This is a genomic window from Kutzneria sp. NPDC051319 (assembly GCF_040682195.1).
GTDB lineage: Bacteria > Actinomycetota > Actinomycetes > Mycobacteriales > Pseudonocardiaceae > Kutzneria.
In genome coordinates, this window is the sequence record NZ_JBFBAM010000070.1 from 18,939 (window position 1) to 35,592 (window position 16,654).

The 16,654-nt window shown below is 70.4% G+C and carries 16 protein-coding genes; 10 read left to right on the forward strand and 6 right to left on the reverse strand.

Going from position 1 to position 16,654, the window contains the following annotated elements; all coding sequences use genetic code 11:
• Positions 1-331: 331 nt before the first annotated feature.
• Positions 332-826, reverse strand: coding sequence for a GNAT family N-acetyltransferase (locus AB0M73_RS40195; RefSeq protein WP_363902961.1), 495 nt, complete (start codon positions 824-826; stop codon positions 332-334).
• A gap of 28 nt (positions 827-854) precedes the next feature.
• On the opposite strand from AB0M73_RS40195, the gene AB0M73_RS40200 reads away from it, so the two are divergent.
• From AB0M73_RS40200 to AB0M73_RS40220, 5 genes are all read left to right on the forward strand, one after another.
• Positions 855-1,409, forward strand: a complete 555-nt coding sequence (locus AB0M73_RS40200; RefSeq protein WP_363902964.1) for a class I SAM-dependent methyltransferase — start codon at positions 855-857, stop codon at positions 1,407-1,409.
• Between the two features lie 39 nt (positions 1,410-1,448).
• The gene (locus tag AB0M73_RS40205; protein ID WP_363902967.1) at positions 1,449-2,360 is read left to right on the forward strand and encodes a ketopantoate reductase family protein; all 912 of its coding nucleotides are present in this window, start codon (positions 1,449-1,451) and stop codon (positions 2,358-2,360) included.
• A 101-nt stretch (positions 2,361-2,461) separates the two neighbouring features.
• The gene (locus AB0M73_RS40210; protein WP_363902970.1) at positions 2,462-3,601 is read left to right on the forward strand and encodes a histidine kinase; all 1,140 of its coding nucleotides are present in this window, start codon (positions 2,462-2,464) and stop codon (positions 3,599-3,601) included.
• A complete protein-coding gene (locus AB0M73_RS40215) occupies positions 3,598-4,242 on the forward strand; it encodes a response regulator transcription factor (RefSeq protein ID WP_363902973.1) in 645 nt (214 codons plus the stop codon). Before AB0M73_RS40210 ends, AB0M73_RS40215 begins: the two co-directional genes overlap by 4 nt.
• 210 nt (positions 4,243-4,452) lie before the next feature.
• On the forward strand, positions 4,453-5,067 hold the full coding sequence (locus AB0M73_RS40220) for a VC0807 family protein (RefSeq protein ID WP_363902976.1): 615 nt from the start codon (positions 4,453-4,455) through the stop codon (positions 5,065-5,067).
• 3 nt (positions 5,068-5,070) lie between these two features.
• On the opposite strand, the gene AB0M73_RS40225 is transcribed toward AB0M73_RS40220, so the two are convergent.
• Entirely contained in the window at positions 5,071-5,526 is a 456-nt protein-coding gene (locus tag AB0M73_RS40225) for a DUF2000 domain-containing protein (protein WP_363902978.1), read from the reverse strand.
• A 106-nt stretch (positions 5,527-5,632) separates the two neighbouring features.
• Here AB0M73_RS40225 and AB0M73_RS40230 point away from each other — a divergent pair, with 106 nt between their 5' ends.
• Positions 5,633-6,088 carry an Lrp/AsnC family transcriptional regulator gene (locus AB0M73_RS40230; protein WP_198047459.1) on the forward strand — a complete coding sequence of 152 codons (456 nt, stop codon included), beginning with the start codon at positions 5,633-5,635 and terminating at the stop codon, positions 6,086-6,088.
• A 19-nt stretch (positions 6,089-6,107) separates the two neighbouring features.
• Here the strand turns inward: AB0M73_RS40230 and AB0M73_RS40235 are convergent, their stop codons facing one another.
• Both AB0M73_RS40235 and AB0M73_RS40240 read right to left on the reverse strand, forming a co-directional pair.
• Positions 6,108-7,031 (reverse strand): VOC family protein, encoded by a 924-nt coding sequence (locus tag AB0M73_RS40235; protein WP_363902981.1) that lies wholly within the window; start codon positions 7,029-7,031, stop codon positions 6,108-6,110.
• The gene (locus AB0M73_RS40240) at positions 7,031-7,876 is read right to left on the reverse strand and encodes a fumarylacetoacetate hydrolase family protein (protein WP_363902984.1); all 846 of its coding nucleotides are present in this window, start codon (positions 7,874-7,876) and stop codon (positions 7,031-7,033) included. The genes AB0M73_RS40235 and AB0M73_RS40240 overlap by 1 nt, the downstream gene beginning before the upstream one ends.
• 97 nt (positions 7,877-7,973) lie before the next feature.
• Here AB0M73_RS40240 and AB0M73_RS40245 point away from each other — a divergent pair, with 97 nt between their 5' ends.
• Positions 7,974-8,648 (forward strand): GntR family transcriptional regulator, encoded by a 675-nt coding sequence (locus tag AB0M73_RS40245; protein WP_363902987.1) that lies wholly within the window; start codon positions 7,974-7,976, stop codon positions 8,646-8,648.
• Here AB0M73_RS40245 and AB0M73_RS40250 read toward each other — a convergent pair.
• Positions 8,645-8,920 (reverse strand): DUF6191 domain-containing protein, encoded by a 276-nt coding sequence (locus tag AB0M73_RS40250; protein ID WP_363902990.1) that lies wholly within the window; start codon positions 8,918-8,920, stop codon positions 8,645-8,647. The genes AB0M73_RS40245 and AB0M73_RS40250 overlap by 4 nt on opposite strands.
• Before the next feature lie 504 nt (positions 8,921-9,424).
• Between AB0M73_RS40250 and AB0M73_RS40255 the strand changes: the two genes are divergently transcribed.
• Together AB0M73_RS40255 and AB0M73_RS40260 are read left to right on the forward strand one after the other, a co-directional pair.
• Entirely contained in the window at positions 9,425-10,996 is a 1,572-nt protein-coding gene (locus AB0M73_RS40255) for an FAD-dependent monooxygenase (protein WP_363902993.1), read from the forward strand.
• Between the two features lie 326 nt (positions 10,997-11,322).
• Complete coding sequence (locus AB0M73_RS40260; RefSeq protein ID WP_363902996.1) at positions 11,323-14,292, forward strand: glycoside hydrolase family 3 C-terminal domain-containing protein; 2,970 nt, start codon at positions 11,323-11,325, stop codon at positions 14,290-14,292.
• A 134-nt stretch (positions 14,293-14,426) separates the two neighbouring features.
• Here the strand turns inward: AB0M73_RS40260 and AB0M73_RS40265 are convergent, their stop codons facing one another.
• Positions 14,427-15,401, reverse strand: coding sequence for a LacI family DNA-binding transcriptional regulator (locus AB0M73_RS40265; RefSeq protein ID WP_043724241.1), 975 nt, complete (start codon positions 15,399-15,401; stop codon positions 14,427-14,429).
• Positions 15,402-15,499: 98 nt separating this feature from the next.
• Between AB0M73_RS40265 and xylA the strand changes: the two genes are divergently transcribed.
• Positions 15,500-16,654: a xylose isomerase gene (gene xylA, locus AB0M73_RS40270; protein ID WP_363903001.1), complete on the forward strand. Its 1,155-nt coding sequence runs from the start codon at positions 15,500-15,502 to the stop codon at positions 16,652-16,654.

The window sequence follows — 16,654 nt, forward strand, 5'->3', positions numbered from 1 at the left end:
CACTCCAGCACCGCATGCCGAAGAGAGAATGCTTGTTGTATAGGCAGAGGTCGGCAACCGTGCGGTGCGGACATCCGACGCACCACCGCACGCGCAGGAGTTAGCGGCAGTGCGAGACGTGGCAGCGGCGGCAATGCGCGGCCGCCGATCACGACAGCAACCTCGCTGTGAGACCTGGCAACCAGCCAACCGGCAACCGCGCGGTGCGGACACCCACCGCACCCACCGCACGCACCGCACCACCACGACTCAGAAGCCAGTGCCAGCCGGCAGGCCAGCAGCTGCAACAGCGCAACCGCTCGCCGCCGGGCACCCCACGCACCACCACCGCTCAACCACCCACCTCAAGCTCCAGCGCATACGCCAACAACTCAAACGTCGCACCCCGATAGTCCCGATCCGGCACCCTCACGAACCCAACCTCCTCATACAACCGGTGGGCGGTAACCATTGTCGGCTGCGAATGCAGCACCAGCCGACGGACGGCCCGCTGAACGCCCCACTCCACGCCAAGCTCAACCACCGCCCGCACCAACGCCCGACCAACCCCTCGCCCCTGTGCCGAAGGCGACACGGCCAGCGCCCGGATCTCGGCCTCCTCCGACCCGACCGCCAGGTCGCTGCCGGAGTGCCAATGCTCCAACGTGATCGTGCCGAGGAGATGCGAGCCCTCGACGGCGACGAGCACCACTCCGTGCGAGCCCAATGCGCGCAGGGTGTCGGCGTAGGCGGGGAAGGGGTCGAGGAAGTGGTCGGAGTTGTAGGCGGCCACCCGGAGCTCGCCGACGGCGGCGAGTTCGGCGGGTTGGGCGGTTCGCACGATCATGGGGTTATTCAAGCGGCAGGATGGGCCTATGTCATGGGATGAGGCGGCGGAGAGTTTCGACGAGGAGCCGGATCACGGGCTGCGCGACCCTGCGGTGAAGGCGGCCTGGGCCGCGCTGTTGCTGCCGAGGCTGCCTGAGGGGCGGGGGAGGATCGCGGATCTGGGCTGTGGGACGGGCAGTGTGTCGGCGCTGTTCGCGCAGGCGGGCCACGAGGTGCACGGGGTGGACCGGTCGAGCCGGATGCTGGAGATCGCCCGTACGAAGTGTGACGCGGACTTCCGGCTGGGCGACGCGGCGGATCCGCCGCTCGATCCGGGCGTGTACGACGTGGTGTTCGCCCGGCACGTGCTGTGGACGCTGCCGGCGGAGGCCCTGGAGCGGTGGGTGGGGCTGCTGAAGCCCGGAGGGCGGCTGCTGCTGGTGGAGGGCCGATGGTCGACGGGGGCGGGCATCACGGCGGAGGCGTGCCGGGAGCTGGTTCTGCGGCACCGAAAGCACGCGGAACTGTGCACTCTGGACGATCGGGCGCTGTGGGGCGGGCCGATTGCCGACGAGAGGTATCTGCTGGTCAGCGACGAGTAAGATGTGAACGGCGAACACATCTTACGAGAGGGGCGCGGCGTGCGGATCCTGGTCATCGGCGCGGGGGCGACCGGCGGGCTGTTCGGGGCGCGGCTGGCCACGGCGGGCCGGGATGTGACGTTCCTGGTGCGGCCGCGAAGGGCGGAGGTGCTGCGCGAACGGGGCCTGCGGGTGCACGGCGCGGGGCAGGACTTCGCGATCAAGCCGAAGGTGCTGGTCACCGGGGAGATCACCGAGACGTACGACGTGGTCCTGGTGTCGGTGAAGGCGGTGAGCCTGGAGTCGGCGATCGAGGACTTCGCGCCCGCCGTCGGCCCGGACACGCTGGTCATGCCGTTCCTCAACGGAAGGCGGCACCTGGAGGTCCTGGAGAAGCGGTTCGGCGCGGACCGTGTGCTCGGCGGCGTGGTCCGCGTCCAGACCACTGTGGACACCGAAGGCGACATCTTCCGGGTCGGCGAGCTGGAGGAGATGTTCTACGGCGCCCGTGTCGGCACCGCGCCGCGGCGGCTGGCGGAGCTGCACGAGACGCTCAGCGGCGCGGGCTTCCCGGCGACGCTGTCGGAGCACATCGACGCCGAGATGTGGACGAAGTGGGTGCTGATCGCCTCCTTCGGCGGTGCGACGTGCATGATGCGCGGCACCATCGGCGAGATCGTCGCGGCCGGCGGCGCGCAGTTCGCTGCCGCCCTGGTCGACGAGTGCGCGGCGGTCGCGGCGGCGGCCGGTTATCCGGTGCCGGAGCAGATCCACAACGGCCTGCGCGCGAGCGCGACGGCTCCCGGCTCGCCCGCCGCCACGTCGATGTACCGCGACCTCAGCCAGGGTTATCCCACCGAATCCGACCATCTGCTCGGCGACTTCCTCCAGCGGGCCCGCCAGCTCGACGTGCCGACCCCGCTGCTGGAACTCGCCACGATCAGCATGCGGGTGTACGAGAACAGCCGCTGACGGCCGCCCGGTCACCTCGACCGGGCCCCGACCTGCGGAACCGTGGTGAATCAGACTTTCGGTTGAGGCGGGCCGCGGCGACCACGGGCAGGATTGTCACCATGAGTCACGGCTGGACGGGCCGACGGGGTCCGCTCGTGGCCGAGTGCGTGGTGCTCGGCCTGCTGCTGGCCGTGGATCTCGGCTGGGCGGTGCGCGCGGGTGTGCCGACAGGGCTGCCGAGCACGCTGGCCTTCAACCTGGCGCCGGGTCAGTCCACGGCGGTGGCGGTGTTGGCGTTGCTGCGCAGGCGGTTTCCCAACCGGGTGCTGCTGCTGGGCTGCGTGGTGGCGGCGCTGTCCCTGATCGGCACGGCGGCGCTGCTGATCACGGCGTCGCTGGGCCAGCCGGTGCCGGTGGAGCTCGACCTCACCGAGCTGATGGCGTTGGCGCTGCTCATCGGCTCGGCCAGCCGGCGGCTGGCCCCGATACCGGCGGGCATCGTCGTCGGCGCCGGCGCGGTGGCGATGATCGCCCAGGCATTGCTCCGCTACGGACTCGGCGGCCTGCCGGCCGTGCCGGCGGCTGTGCTGTGGGGTGGGGCGGTGGCCGTCGGTTTGGTGCTGCGGGACGCGGATTCCCGGCGCCGCAGCGCTCTGACCGAGGTGCGCACCGGCGAACGGCTGATCCTGGCCCGAGAGCTGCACGATCTGGTGGCGCACCACGTCACCGGCGTGGTTGTGCTGGCGCAGGCCGGAAGGCGGGTCGCGCCCGAGCGGGACGAGGTGTTCGGCGAGATCGAGCAGGCGGGCGCGGAGGCGCTGGCCGCGATGCGCCGGCTGGTCGGCATGCTCCGCACCGACGGCGATCTCGGGGCCTCGCCCAGCGGCCTGCTCGACGCCGTGCAGCAGGCGGTGCCGCCGGAGGCGACGCTGACCGTCCAAGATGGACTGGACGTGCTGGCCGTGACGCCCGAGGCGGCGACGACGGTGCACCGGGTGATCATGGAGTCGGTGACCAATGCCCACCGGCACGCCCCGCAGGCCCGGGAGATCGACGTGGACGTGCACGTGGACGGCGACTGGCTGGTGGTCGAGGTGGTCAACGACGGCGTGCGGTCCGGGCCGTCCGGCGATCGCGGTTACGGCCTGGTCGGCATGACGGAGCGGGTCGGCGCGTTGGGCGGTAGTCTGCTGGCCGGCGCGGCGCCGGGACAGCGCTGGCGGGTGTCCGCGCGACTGCCACTGGGGAGGACCGTGTGAGCCTGCGGGTCCTGGTCGCCGACGACCAGGCCATGGTGCGGACCGGGTTTCGGCTGATCCTGAACGGGGAGCCGGACATCGAGGTCGTCGGCGAGGCGGCGGACGGCCGGGAGGCCGTGTCGCTGGCCCGCCAGCTGCGCCCGGACGTGACGCTCATGGACATCAAGATGCCCATGGTGGACGGCATTCAGGCCACCCGCCTGCTGGCCGGCCCGGAAGTGCCGGATCCGCTGCGGGTCGTCGTGGTCACGACGTTCGACCTTGACGAGAACGTGCATGCCGCGCTGCGGGCCGGGGCCTGCGGCTTCCTGCTCAAGGACGCCGGGCCGGGCCTGCTGATCGAGGCCGTGCACGCGGCGGCCAACGGCGAGGCGCTGGTGTCGCCGTCCATCACCACCCGGCTGCTTGCCCACTTCGCCCAGCCACGCATCGAGCGCAAGCCGCTGGAACCGTTGACGGAGCGGGAATTCGACGTGATCCGGCTGGTCGCCCGCGGCCGCACCAACGCCGAGATCGCGGCCGAGCTGGTGATCTCGCTGTCGACGGTGAAGACGCATCTGGGCGCTGTGCAACGGAAGTTGGCTGCTCGCAACCGCACCGAGGTGGCGATCTGGGCGTGGGAAACGGGATCCGTTCGCTGAAGCCGGTGCGTTAAAACAAGGGTGGGCGCCCGCCGATCTCCTCGTTGCTCAGGCCTTGTGCGGCGACGCGGGCTACGCCGTGCCCGGAGGTCGAGACTCGACCCCAGGGTTGAGACGGACCTCCACCCGGTTTCCAACCTGGAGCCGACGCACTCCCACCCCCGTCGGGGCGACGCTGGACGACGTCGAAACCGATTGGGGAGGAAGCGAATGTCCACGCCGCAGTCCATCCAGCTCCGCAGGTTCCTGCCGAGCATCGTGCTCAACGCCGTGGTGCCGCTGGTGATCTACACGCTGGTGCGGCCGTACTTCGCCAACGACGTGACCGCGCTGATCATCGCCGGCGCGATCCCGCTGGCGGCGACCCTGGTCGGCTTCGTAGTGCGCCGCAAGCTGGACGTCATCGGGGCGATCTCGGTGGTGGGCTTCGTGGTCGCCGTCGCCGCGCAGCTGCTCACCGGAGGCGACGGCCTGATCGTGAAGGTCCAGGGCGTGGTCGTCACCGGCCCGGTCGGCGTGCTGTTCCTGCTGTCCGCGCTGATCGGCCGCCCGCTGGTCGGGGTGATCTTCCAGTTCCTGGCCCGCCGCAACCCCGCCATGCGGGTGCCCACGAAGAGCCGGTCCACGGCGCTCACCCTGGTCATCGGCGGCATGTTCGTCCTGCACGCGGTGGTGGCCGTCACCCTCGCGCTGACCCTGCCGACGCCGGTGTTCCTGGCCGTGTCCAACCCGATCGGGCTGAGCATCATCGCCGTCGGCTTCGGGATCATCTTCCTGATGCGCCGACGGTGGCAGGTCAGCGCCGCTGACGTTCAGCCGCGCTGACGATCAGCCCAGCAGCCGCAGTCCGCCGACCAGCTTGTCGACCAGGTTGCGCGGCCCGACCAGGCTGATCGCGTAGTAGCTGAGCTCGGCGGACTTGGCCAGGGTGTCCAGGTACTCCTGGTACACCCGGCTGGTCTGGGCCGGCTCGGGCATGTCGACGAGGTGCACGCCGACCTTGCCGATCGCCTTGGCCCGCACCGCCGCGATCTTCTCGCGGTCGGCGGCGAGGATCGCGCAGCCGGTCCAGGGCAGGCCCGGGTGGTGGTCGCCGACGGCGTCCGCGCCGCCCGGGCCGAGCAGGGTGGGGACGGCGTTGCCGACCGAGGCGGCCAGGCAGCCGACGGCGTTGGCGATCAGGCCGGGGTTGAGGTCGTGGTCCACGACCATCACCCACTTCAGCCGGGCCTCGCGGGTGGGCCGGTCGATGCGGATCTCGTCGGGGGCGAAGGCGGGCAACATGGGCCAAGCTCCTCATGGTGTGCGGTGGATGGCCGAGATGCTAGGCGGAGTCACCAGCGCTTACCATGGGTGCCGAATTTCGTTCGGCAAAGGGGCTGATTTCGGGATGTTGGACGAACTAGATCAGGCGCTCCTGCTGGCGCTGCAGCACGATGCACGGCAGACCAACCGCGACCTCGCGGCCGCGACCGGGGTCTCCCCGTCCACCTCGCTGGAACGGGTGCGGGGTCTGCGCGAGCGCGGCGTCATCAAGGGCTACCTGGTGGACGTCGACCTGCCGGCCATCGGCCGCGGCGTGCAGGCCCTCATCGCCGTGCGCATCCGGCCCCCGTCCCGCCGCCACATCGAGGCCTTCCGGCAGTGGGTCGCCGGCCGGCCCGAGACCATCGGCGTCTTCGTGGTGTCCGGCAGCGAGGACTTCCTGATCCACGTCGCCGTGCCGGACAACAACAGCCTGTACAGCTTCGTCATCGACCGCCTCACCGAACGCCCCGAGGTCGCCGACGTGCGGACCAGCGTGGTGTACGAGCACATCCGCAACCCCCGCATCACCCCGGCCTGAGGGAAGCGGAGCGAGGGGGTCAGCCCGGCTGGTGGGAGCCGGTCATCAGCTCGGCCAGGTCCTCCGGCCTGATGAACGACGGCGGCGGCTTCGGTCCCCAGTTGAACAGGCCCTTGGCCCCCTCCAGCACCTCCGGCTTCCACACCGCGTCCTCCACGATGCAGTCCATGTCGGAGTAGTACTCGGAGAAGTTGCCGGCGGGATCCTTGAGGTACCAGAAGAAGTTGGAGCCGGCGTGGTGCCGGCCGAGGCCCCAGACGTGCCGCTCGGGGTGGTCCTCCAGCATGGCCGAGGCGCCGCGGCCGACCTCGTCGATGTCGTCCACCTGCCACGAGCTGTGGTGCATGTACGTGACGGGCGCCTGGAGCACCAGCACGTTGTGGTGGTCGGTGGAGCAGCGCAGGAACGCGCCCTCGTTCTTCATCTCGTCGCTGAGTTTGAAGCCGAGGCCGTTGGTGAAGAACCGGCGGGTGGCGGCGTAGTCGGTGGAGCCGATCACCACGTGTCCGAGCTTGCGCGGCTTGACCTTGTTGGTGCGCAACACACCTGGCGTCCGCTGGTTGGTGCGCACGATGTGGCCGGGGGCGTTGAGCAGCGGCGGAATCGTCGGCTCCTGCGAGATCCGCGGCGCGATGCGGACCACGGCGCGCACGCCGGTCGCCCGCTCGACGGCGGTCACGCTCTCGGCTGTCTTCTCCGTGTCAATGTCCAAACCGGACAGTCGTGAGACCACGGCGCCGAGGTCGTCGGCGTCGTCGGCCCGCACGGCCACTTCGAGCAAACGGCGGGTCGGCGCTTGGAGCACGCGCAGCTGACGACCGCAGTCCACAGTGGACAGCCAGCCGTCCGAGGAGGGCGTGAGGCCGAACTCCGTATAGTAGGAGATGGTCTCCTCGACATCGGGCACGCCGATGGTGATGGCGGCCAGTCCGTGCAGTGCCATCACGCACCGCCGCTGAAGGTGTGCCGCATGGTGCCGATGCCCTCGATGTAGGTGACGAGTTCCTCGCCCGCCTTGAGGAAGCGTTGCGGCTTGCGGCCCATGCCGACGCCGGACGGGGTGCCGGTGAAGATGATGTCGCCGGGTAGTAGCGGCGTGATCGCCGACAGCCAGGCCACCAGCTCGGCCACCGAGAACACCAGGTCGCTGGTGCGGCTGCGCTGCACCTGCTCGCCGTCGATGAGGCAGCCCAGCTCCAGGTCGTCCCGGTCGGGCACTTCGTCCGGCGTGACCACGACGGGGCCCAGCGGGCCGAAGCCCGGGTAGGACTTGGCCATGCTGAACTGCGGCGCCGGGCCGGACCGCTGCAGGACGCGCTCGGACAGGTCCTGGCCGACGGTCAGGCCGGCGACGTGGTCCCAGGCGTCCGCGACGGTCACGTGGTCGGCGGCCTTGCCGATGACGGCGACCAGCTCGACCTCCCAGTCCACGTCGCCCGGGGGCAGCGTGACCTCGCCGGTGGGGCCGGTCAGGCAGGTGACGAACTTGGTGAACACCGTCGGCTGGTCGGGGACGGCGAAGCCCGACTCCTTGGCGTGCGCGGTGTAGTTCAGGCCTATCGCGTAGATCTGGCGGGGCCGGGGGACCGGGTTGCCGTAGTCCTCGGGCGCGACCGGAGCCGCCGCGCTGTCGTCGAGCGTCGCCGCGAACGCCTTCACGTCGTCCCACTGCTCGTACGCGAGCTGGATGTCCGGCGAGAACCGGCCGTTGCTGGCCTCGGCCAGGTCCACGGCGCGGTCGGGCGCGGTCAGGACGGCCGCGCGGCCCTTGATGTCGGCCAGCCTCATGGTGGTGCCTCCCTTGGTGGTGCCCCGGTCGGGCACCTCAACAGTGAACCAACTTTCGAAAGTTGAGTCAACGTTCGTACTGGGCTAGGGTTTGTGCATGGCGACCACCGGCACCGGGGTGACCCGTACCGACGGGGTGCACGCACGGCTGCGTGAGGACATCCTCGGCGGCGTGCTGCCGCCCGGGCAGCGGCTGAAGTTCCCCGAGCTGTGCCGGCGCTACGACACCTCCGTCGGCGCCGCGCGCGAGGCGCTGACCAGGCTGGCCTCCGCCGGGCTGGTGCGCAGCCAGGCCCACCAGGGCTATGTGGTGACGCCGCTGTCGGTCGAGGACCTGACCGAGCTGACCGTGGCCCGCGTGGAGATCGAATGCCTCGTGCTGCGCATGGCCATATCCGAGGGCGACGTGCGCTGGGAGGCCGACGCCATCGCCGCGCATCACCTGCTGGAGCGCGCGACTTACCTCGATCCCGACAACCCGGCCAGATCAACCGGCGAATGGGCCGCCGCGCACACCTCGTTCCATGAGGCGCTGCTCGCCGGCGGCGGCAACCGCCGGCTGCGCGAGGTCGCCAACGGGCTTCGCGACGAGGCCGAGCTCTACCGTCAGTGGTCCATCACGCCGGCCCAGGCCAAGGGCCGTGACGTCGCCGCCGAACACCGCGCCATCCTCGACGCCGTGATCACCCGCGACGCCGACCTGGCCGTTCGCCTGCTCGGGGAACACATCTCGATGACCACCCGGCTGCTCAAGGACGCGGCCGAGGCCTAGAGCCGCACGGTTCCGCCGTCCAGGTCGATACGGTTGGGCGGGGCGCCGTCCGCCTCCTCGTCACGCATCATCGACTGCGACTGCCGGTGCTCGATCTCCATGCGCTTGCTGCCGTAGAAGGCCGCGCCGATCTCGTCGAAGCCGGTCGCGCTGATCGGGGGACCGGTGCGCCGGCGCCGCCAGGGCAGCCAGCTGACGCGGCTGGCCCACAGCCCCATCCGCTCCAGCGCGGCGAGCACCACCAGCAGCACCACCAGCCCGGGCAGTGACATCGCCCACAGCAGACCCATGCCGGGCCCAACGACCCGGGAACCGTCCTGGTTCCCGTGCGGTCGAACCGCGGTGCCGTATGTGGTCGAACGATACGGCCGGTCGACCCGGCGGATGATCGGCTATTGGGTTCACGTGAGGAATGTATGACGGCATGACGAACCGCACGCGTGTGCGAATCCCGGGTAAGCGCCCTGGTGAGAGGCTTGTCGGGCAAGGGTTTTCCGACTGCGAGCGCGTTACATTAATAGATGACGGGCGCATGTATACAATTCCGGTCCGCTGACCGCTTTCGCCACGCATCAATTCGGGCATCGAACGCAAGGCCGATCGGGCACGCGGACTTGACCTGTTCGACGGGGCCGTGCACAGAATTGGCGTGAATGCGGCACGCGTCGCGATGGGGGGTTGGCAGTGAGGGAATTCGATCCGTCGTTCCGTGTCGGCGGTTCACGCGTGGCGGCGGTGTGAACGAGGTGTCCGGGACGCGGAAGCGGTGCGATGTTGTGGACGAGACCGACGTGCTGATCGCCGGGGCCGGCCCGGCCGGCCTCGCGCTCGCGCTCGACCTGGAGCGGCGTGGGGTGCGCTGCCTGGTGTTGGAGCCGGGCGACGGCCAGGTGGACACGCCCGCGGTCAGTCCGATCGGCCCGCGTTCGATGGAGCTGTTCCGGCGCTGGGGGGTGGCCGAGAAGATCCGCTGCGCGGAGTTCCCGGGTGCGCGGCCGCCGGACATCGCGTGGGTCACGCAGGTCGGCGGGCACGAGATCCACCGCTTCGAGCGGTTCACACACGACACCCACACGCCCGAACCCGAGCAGATCTGCCCGGCCGACTGGCTGCTGCCGGTGCTGCTGACGGCCGTCGGCACGCACCCGGGCGGCTCGATCCTGTTCCGGCACCGGCTCGACGGCTTCACCCAGGACACCGACGGCGTCACCGCGCGCGTCGCGCGGCTGGCCGAGGGCGACACGACCACCATCCGCGCCTCCTACCTGGTCAGCACCAACGGCCCGTGCTCGCTGGTCCGCAGCGCCTGCGGGATCCAGTCCACGCCGCGGTTCGAGCCGCAGGTGTTGCGCAGCATCGTGTTCCGCGCCCCCCGGCTGGCCGAGGGCCTGGCCGCCCGCGGGCACCGGCCGGCGTTGACGTATTTCCTGCTCCAGTCCTGCGGAGCTCGCTTCCCGTTGCAGGCCATGGACAACAACGGCACATTCAAGCTCATCGCCGGCAGTGACGAAGGCGCGATCGACGCCCTTTCCCTGGTGCGCGACGCGATCGCCTTCGACACGCCGGCCGAGGTGCTGTCGGACGAGCTGACCAATGTGCCGCTCATGGTCGCCGAACGCTATCGCGCCGGGCGGGTTTTCCTGATGGGCGCCGCGGCGCACACGCTGTCGCCGCCCGGGGGTTTCGGCCGCAACATCGCCATCGCCGACGCGGCCGACCTGGGTTGGAAGCTGGCCGCCGAGCACGCGGGCTGGGCCGGCGCCGGGCTGCTCGACAGCTACGATGCCGAGCGCCGGCCGGTCGCGCTGGAGGGTCTGGAGGCGGCGGGGATCGCCTTGCGCTCCAGGGGATCCGACGACCTGTCCGGCCGGCTGCGGGACGACACGTCCGAGGGCGTGCTGGCCCGGACCGAGCTCGGGTTGCAGCTGGCCGAGAGCGTCGCGCACTGGGACGTCGACGCCCCGGAGGTCCACTTCGGACACGGGTACCGGTCGTCGCTGGTGGTCGGCGACGAGGTGAAGATGACCGCGCCGTGGCGGCCGAGCAGCGATCCGGGTTTCCGGGCCGCCCATGCCTGGCTGCGGCCCGGTGTGTCCACTTTGGACGTCTTCGGGGACGGTTTCGTGCTGGTGTGCTTCGCGCCGCACCAGCGGCTGGGCGAGGTGGTGCGCGCGTTCGAGCAGCGCGGCGTGCCGTTGCAGATCCTCAAGTGCGCGGATCCGGAGATCGCCGAGCTGTACCGCTACCCGTACGTGCTGGTCCGTCCGGACGACCATGTCGCCTGGCGCGGGCACCAGCCGCCGGCCGATCCGCTGCTGCTGGCGGACATGGTGCGCGGCGCCTGCTGACGCCTGAAAGGAAGCCGGGTCGTCGCCGCCACGACGACCCGGCCGATCAGGGGTGTCCGGTGCGGGCCCCACTGCCCGCGACCAGGGGTGTTGCGCCGTCGACCCCCGCGAGCCGGAGCGGGGAGGACGGGTTCGGCAGGGCTTCGGAACCGGTTCCGAAGGTGTGTGGTGCAGTTAACAACGCCGTCACGTCCGCGTCAAGTGCCGGGGGCGTTGACAGGCTTCGTACCGTGAAGTGAGAGCGTTCCCACGGTCCGGGCCCACCTCCCGGCCGTGTCACCGCGAGCCGCCGGTCCCTGCCCACCGCGCGAAGGGTTCGCCGTCTCATGACACTCGCCCGTTGGCCCGCGTGGCTGTTCGCCGCGCTCGCGGCCGTCATCGTGACCGCCCTGCTGACCGTGCCCGGCGTCGGACACGCCGCGCCCGCCCTGCTCTCCCAGGGGCACTCCGCCGCCTCCTCGTCCGCCGAGAACGCCACCTTCCCGGCCTCGTCGGCCGTCGACGGCGACAGTGGCACAAGATGGTCGAGCCAGGCCGCCGACCCCCAGTGGCTGGCCGTCGACCTCGGGGGCCCGCACTCGCTGTCCCAGGTCGTGCTGAACTGGGAAGCCGCCTACGCCAAGGCATTCCAGATCCAGGTCTCCACGGACAACGTCAACTGGACCAACCTGACCCCGGTCACCGCCGGCAACGTCGGCGTCCAGACGCTGTCGGTGTCCGGGACCGGCCGCTACGTGCGCATGTACGGCACCCAGCGGGCCACCCAGTGGGGGTACTCGCTGTGGGAGTTCCAGGTCTACGGCGATGACACCGCCGCCGCCTGCAACGCCACCGTGAACTCGGCCCTCAACCAGCCGGTGCTGGCTTCGTCCACACAGGACGCCGGCGCGTTCCCGGCTTCCTCGGCCGTGGACGGGAATCCCGGCACCCGGTGGTCGAGCGTCGCCGCGGATCCGCAGTGGATCCGGGTCGACCTGGGCAGCGTGCGCCAGGTCTGCGGCGTCGAGCTGGACTGGGAGGCGGCCTTCGCGTCGTCGTTCCAGATCCAGGTCTCCACCGACGGCAACAGCTGGAGCAACCTGACCCAGCCGATGGCCGGCCTCGCCGGCAACCAGACGCTGACCGTCAACGGCTCCGGCCGGTACGTGCGGATGAACGGCGCCCAGCGGGCCACGCAGTGGGGCTACTCGTTGTGGGAGTTCATCATCCACACCGTCGGCGCCCCGCCGACCACCACCACGACGACGCAGCCGCCCCAAGGCGACTGCCCGTGGGTGAAGTCGACCGCGCCGGTCGCGCAGCGGGTCGACCAGCTCATGGCCGCGATGACCAACGCGCAGAAGGTCGTGGTGCTGCACGGAAACGGCGCCACCGGGCCGTACATCGGCAACACCGACCCGATCCCGGCGCTGTGCGTGCCGGCGATGGGGCTGCAGGACGGGCCGGCCGGCGTCGGCGACAGCCTCGACGGCGTGACCGAGCTGCCCGACCCGACCGCGCTCGCCGCGACCTGGGACGTCAACGCGGCCAAGCAGTACGGGACCGTGATGGGGCAGGAGTTCGCCGGCAAGGGCGCGAACGTCGTGCTCGGGCCGACGATCAACATCGTCCGCGATCCGCGCTGGGGCCGGGACTTCGAGACCTACAGCGAGGACCCGTACCACGCCGGGCAGACCGCCGTCGGCGCCGTGCAGGGCATCCAGGGGCAGGGCGTGATGGCGCAGGTCAAGCACGCCGCCGCCTACAACGTCGAGGGCGGGGCGTCGCGGGGAACGCCGTCCGACAACGTGATCATCGACGACCGGACGCTGCACGAGATCTACCTGCCGGCGTTCCAGACCGTGTTGACGCAGGGGCAGGCCGCGTCGGTGATGTGCGCCTACAACCAGATCAACGGCACCCCGGCCTGTCAGGACTCGGCCGTCATGAACACCGCGCTCAAGCAGGCCACCGGCTGGGACGGTTTCATCGGCTCCGACTGGGGTTCGGCCACCGGCGGCGCCCCGCAGCTGGCCAACGGCGGGCTGGACATGGAGATGCCCGGCGGCGCCTTCTTCGGGCAGGCGCTGATCGACGCCGTGAACCAGGGCAAGGTCAGTCAGTCCACTTTGGACGACATGACCCGGCGCGTGCTGACCCAGATGTTCAAGTTCGGTCTGTTCGACCACGGGGCGACCGGCAACACCGGGGCCGTGGTCACCAGCGCCGCGCATACCCAGGTCGCGCAGGACGTCGCCGCACAGGGTTCCGTGCTGTTGAAGAACAACGGCGTGCTGCCCCTGTCGGCATCCTCGCTGAAGTCGATCGCCCTGCTCGGCGGCGACGCCATCGACCCGCAGAACATCGGTGGCGGCAGCGCCAAGGTCAATCCCTCACCGGCCGCCGTCAATCCGATCAACGGCATCACCAAGCGGGCCGGCAGTGGCGTCAGCGTGCAGTGGGTCGCCGGGGCCGGCGAACACGTGCAGACGCCCGACATCCCCGCTGCTGTGGCCCTGGCCCAGAAGTCGGACGTGGCCGTCGTTTTCGCCTCGTACGGGGAGAGCGAGACCGACGACCTGTCGTCGATCGATCTCCAGTTCTCGCAGAACGACCTCATCAGCGCCGTCGCCGCGGCCAATCCGCGGACGATCGTCGTGCTCAACACCGGATCGGCCGTGACCATGCCGTGGCTCAACAACGTCGCCGGCGTGATCGAGGGCTGGTATCCCGGGCAGGAGAACGGCGACGCCATCGCCAGCCTGCTGTTCGGCGACGTCAACCCCTCCGGCAAGCTGCCCGTCACCTTCCCGCGCAGCATGGCCGACATGCCCACCGCCGGCGCGCAGCAGTTCCCCGGAGCCAACGACCGGATCGAGTACTCCGAGGGCATGAACGTGGGCTACCGCTGGTACGACGCCCGCAACATCACGCCCCTGTTCCCCTTCGGTTTCGGCCTGTCGTACACCACGTTCGGCTTCTCGGGCCTGACGGTTTCCGCCCAGGCCAATGGTTCCGCCACCGTGCGGGCCACCGTGACCAACACCGGCTCCAAGGCCGGGGCCGAGGTGCCCCAGCTCTACATCGGACAGCCCGCCGCCAACGGCGAGCCTCCCCACCAGCTGAAGGGATACCAGAAGATCACCCTCACGCCGGGGCAGAGCCAGGTCGTCACGTTCACGGTGACGCCGCGGGACCTTGCCCACTGGAACGGCTCGGCCTGGACGACCAACACCGGCTCCTACGGGGTGTTCGTCGGTGACTCGTCACGGAACCTGCCGTTGACCGGAACCATCGCTGTCACCGCCGGCAGCTGACCCCGGGGCGGGGCTCGACACACCCCCTGCCGTCGAGCCCCGTCCACACCCCGCGAGTCCCGCCCACAGTCACACCGAAATGCTGAAACGGATTCGGCATTTCGGTGTGACGCTGAGCGGGACTCGCGGGGGGTTCAGGCGGAGTCGCGGATCACCAGGGAGGTCGGCACGACGTGGGGCTCCTCGGGGAGGGGGGTGCCGTCCAGCAAGTGGTCCAGGAGCATGGTGGCGGCGGCCTCGCCCATCTCGCGGGAGGGCTGGCGCACGGTGGTGAGGGCGGGCACGGAGTGGGTGGCCAGCGCGATGTCGTCGAAGCCGATCACAGCGACGTCGGACGGGACCGAACGACCGGCCTCGCGGAGGCTGTCGAGGGCGCCGACGGCCATCATGTCGTTCTGGGCGAAGACGCCGTCGAACGAGACGCCGGAGCGGAGCACCTCCTGCATGGCGGCGAGACCGCTCTCGGGGGTGAAGTCGCCCTCGACGAGGACGGCCTCGGCCATGACGTCGCGGAAACCCTGCACCCGGTCGACGGTGCAGCCGAAGGTGGCCGGGCCGGTGATCATGACGACGCGCCGCCGGCCGATGGAGGCGAGGTGCTGCGCGGCGGAGGCGGCGCCGGCGCGGTTGCTGGTGGCAACGGAGGGAAAACCGCGGTGGTGCCCACGGTCGTCGATCATCACGACCGGCAGGCCGGACTCGTGCAGGGTCTCGATGTAGCTGAGGGTGTCGGGCGGCTCGACCAGCAGCAGCCCGTCGAAGGCCTTGGCCGACACGTGCCGGGCGAACTGGGTCATGGAGTCGGCGCCGCGGTTGACGGTGTTCAGCAGCAGGCCGTAACCCTTGGCCTCCAGCACGTCGGCCACGCCCTGCAGCACGTCGCCCATCCACGGCCAGGTCAGGCCGGGCACCAGCATGCCGACGGTGTTGGTGCGGCCCTTGGCCAGCCCGACCGCGCCCGCGCTGGGGATGTAGCCGGTGGCGGCGATCACCTCGCGGACCCGGATCGCGGTCGCGGCGTCCACGTCGGACTTGTTGTTCAGCACCCGCGACACGGTCGTCTTGCTCACCCGTGCCCGCCGGGCGACCTCGGCGATCGTGACCCGCATGGCCTCACGTTACCCGGCGACGCGCGCCGGCGACACGCGGCGGTTGACAGCGGAGCGCCGGCATTTAGTATGGGCAATGAACTAACTAAGGAGGCGCCGTGCCACCCACGCGGGAAGACAGGTTCAGCTTCGGTCTCTGGACCGTCGGCTGGCGCGCGAACGACCCGTTCGGCGAGCCGACGCGGCCGGCGCTCGACCCGGTGGAGTCGGTGCACCGGCTGGCCGAGCTCGGCGCATGGGGCGTCTCCTTCCACGACGACGACCTGATCCCCTTCGGATCGGACGACGCCGTGCGCGAGGAGCGCATCGCCCGCTTCCGCAAAGCCTTGGACGAGACGGGAATCGTGGTGCCGATGGCCACCACGAACCTGTTCGCCCACCCGGTGTTCAAGGACGGCGGCTTCACCAGCAACGACCGTTCGGTGCGGCGTTTCGCGCTGCGCAAGGTGTTGCGCAACATCGATCTCGCGGCCGAGCTCGGCGCTTCGACGTACGTGCTGTGGGGCGGGCGCGAGGGCTCCGAGACCGACGCGGCCAAGGACGTGCGGGCGGCGCTGGACCGCTACCGCGAGGCGATGAACGTGCTCACGCAGTACGTGATCGACCAGGGTTACGACATCAAGTTCGCACTGGAGCCCAAGCCGAACGAGCCGCGCGGCGACATCCTGCTGCCGACCATCGGCCACGCCCTGGGCTTCATCTCGACGCTGGAGCACGAGGAGCTCGTCGGCCTCAACCCGGAGGTCGGCCACGAGCAGATGGCCGGGCTCAACTTCGTGCACGGCATCTCGCAGGCCCTGTGGCAGGACAAGCTGTTCCACATCGATCTCAACGGCCAGAAGGGCCCGCGGTTCGACCAGGACCTGATCTTCGGCCACGGCGACCTGCTGTCCGCCTTCTTCCTCGTGGACCTCCTGGAGAACGGCGGCTACGAAGGCCCGCGGCACTTCGACTACAAGCCGTTGCGCACCGAGGACATCGACGGCGTGTGGGCCAGCGCGGCCGCCAACATGCGCACTTACCTGCTCCTGAAGGAACGCGCCGCCGCCTTCCGGGCCGACCCGGACGTGCAGGAGGCGTTGGCCAAGGCCAAGGTCGCCGAGCTGGCCGAGCCGACGCTGGCCGACGGCGAGTCGGTGGCCGACCTCCGGGCCGCCGACGCGGACTTCGACCCGGACGCCGTCGGCGCCCGCGGCTACGGCTTCGTGGAGCTGGAGCAGCTGGCCGTCGAGCACGCGATGGGAGCCCGCTGA

Excerpts from the sequence above, each read along its gene's own strand:
- AB0M73_RS40195 (WP_363902961.1), bottom strand. The coding sequence starts at position 826 with ATGATCGTGCGAACCGCCCAACCCGCCGAACTCGCCGCCGTCGGCGAG.
- AB0M73_RS40200 (WP_363902964.1), top strand. The coding sequence starts at position 855 with ATGTCATGGGATGAGGCGGCGGAGAGTTTCGACGAGGAGCCGGATCAC.
- AB0M73_RS40210 (WP_363902970.1), top strand. The coding sequence starts at position 2,462 with ATGAGTCACGGCTGGACGGGCCGACGGGGTCCGCTCGTGGCCGAGTGC.
- AB0M73_RS40220 (WP_363902976.1), top strand. The coding sequence starts at position 4,453 with ATGTCCACGCCGCAGTCCATCCAGCTCCGCAGGTTCCTGCCGAGCATC.
- AB0M73_RS40225 (WP_363902978.1), bottom strand. The coding sequence starts at position 5,526 with ATGTTGCCCGCCTTCGCCCCCGACGAGATCCGCATCGACCGGCCCACC.
- AB0M73_RS40230 (WP_198047459.1), top strand. The coding sequence starts at position 5,633 with ATGTTGGACGAACTAGATCAGGCGCTCCTGCTGGCGCTGCAGCACGAT.
- AB0M73_RS40235 (WP_363902981.1), bottom strand. The coding sequence starts at position 7,031 with ATGGCACTGCACGGACTGGCCGCCATCACCATCGGCGTGCCCGATGTC.
- AB0M73_RS40240 (WP_363902984.1), bottom strand. The coding sequence starts at position 7,876 with ATGAGGCTGGCCGACATCAAGGGCCGCGCGGCCGTCCTGACCGCGCCC.
- AB0M73_RS40245 (WP_363902987.1), top strand. The coding sequence starts at position 7,974 with ATGGCGACCACCGGCACCGGGGTGACCCGTACCGACGGGGTGCACGCA.
- AB0M73_RS40250 (WP_363902990.1), bottom strand. The coding sequence starts at position 8,920 with ATGTCACTGCCCGGGCTGGTGGTGCTGCTGGTGGTGCTCGCCGCGCTG.
- AB0M73_RS40260 (WP_363902996.1), top strand. The coding sequence starts at position 11,323 with ATGACACTCGCCCGTTGGCCCGCGTGGCTGTTCGCCGCGCTCGCGGCC.
- AB0M73_RS40265 (WP_043724241.1), bottom strand. The coding sequence starts at position 15,401 with ATGCGGGTCACGATCGCCGAGGTCGCCCGGCGGGCACGGGTGAGCAAG.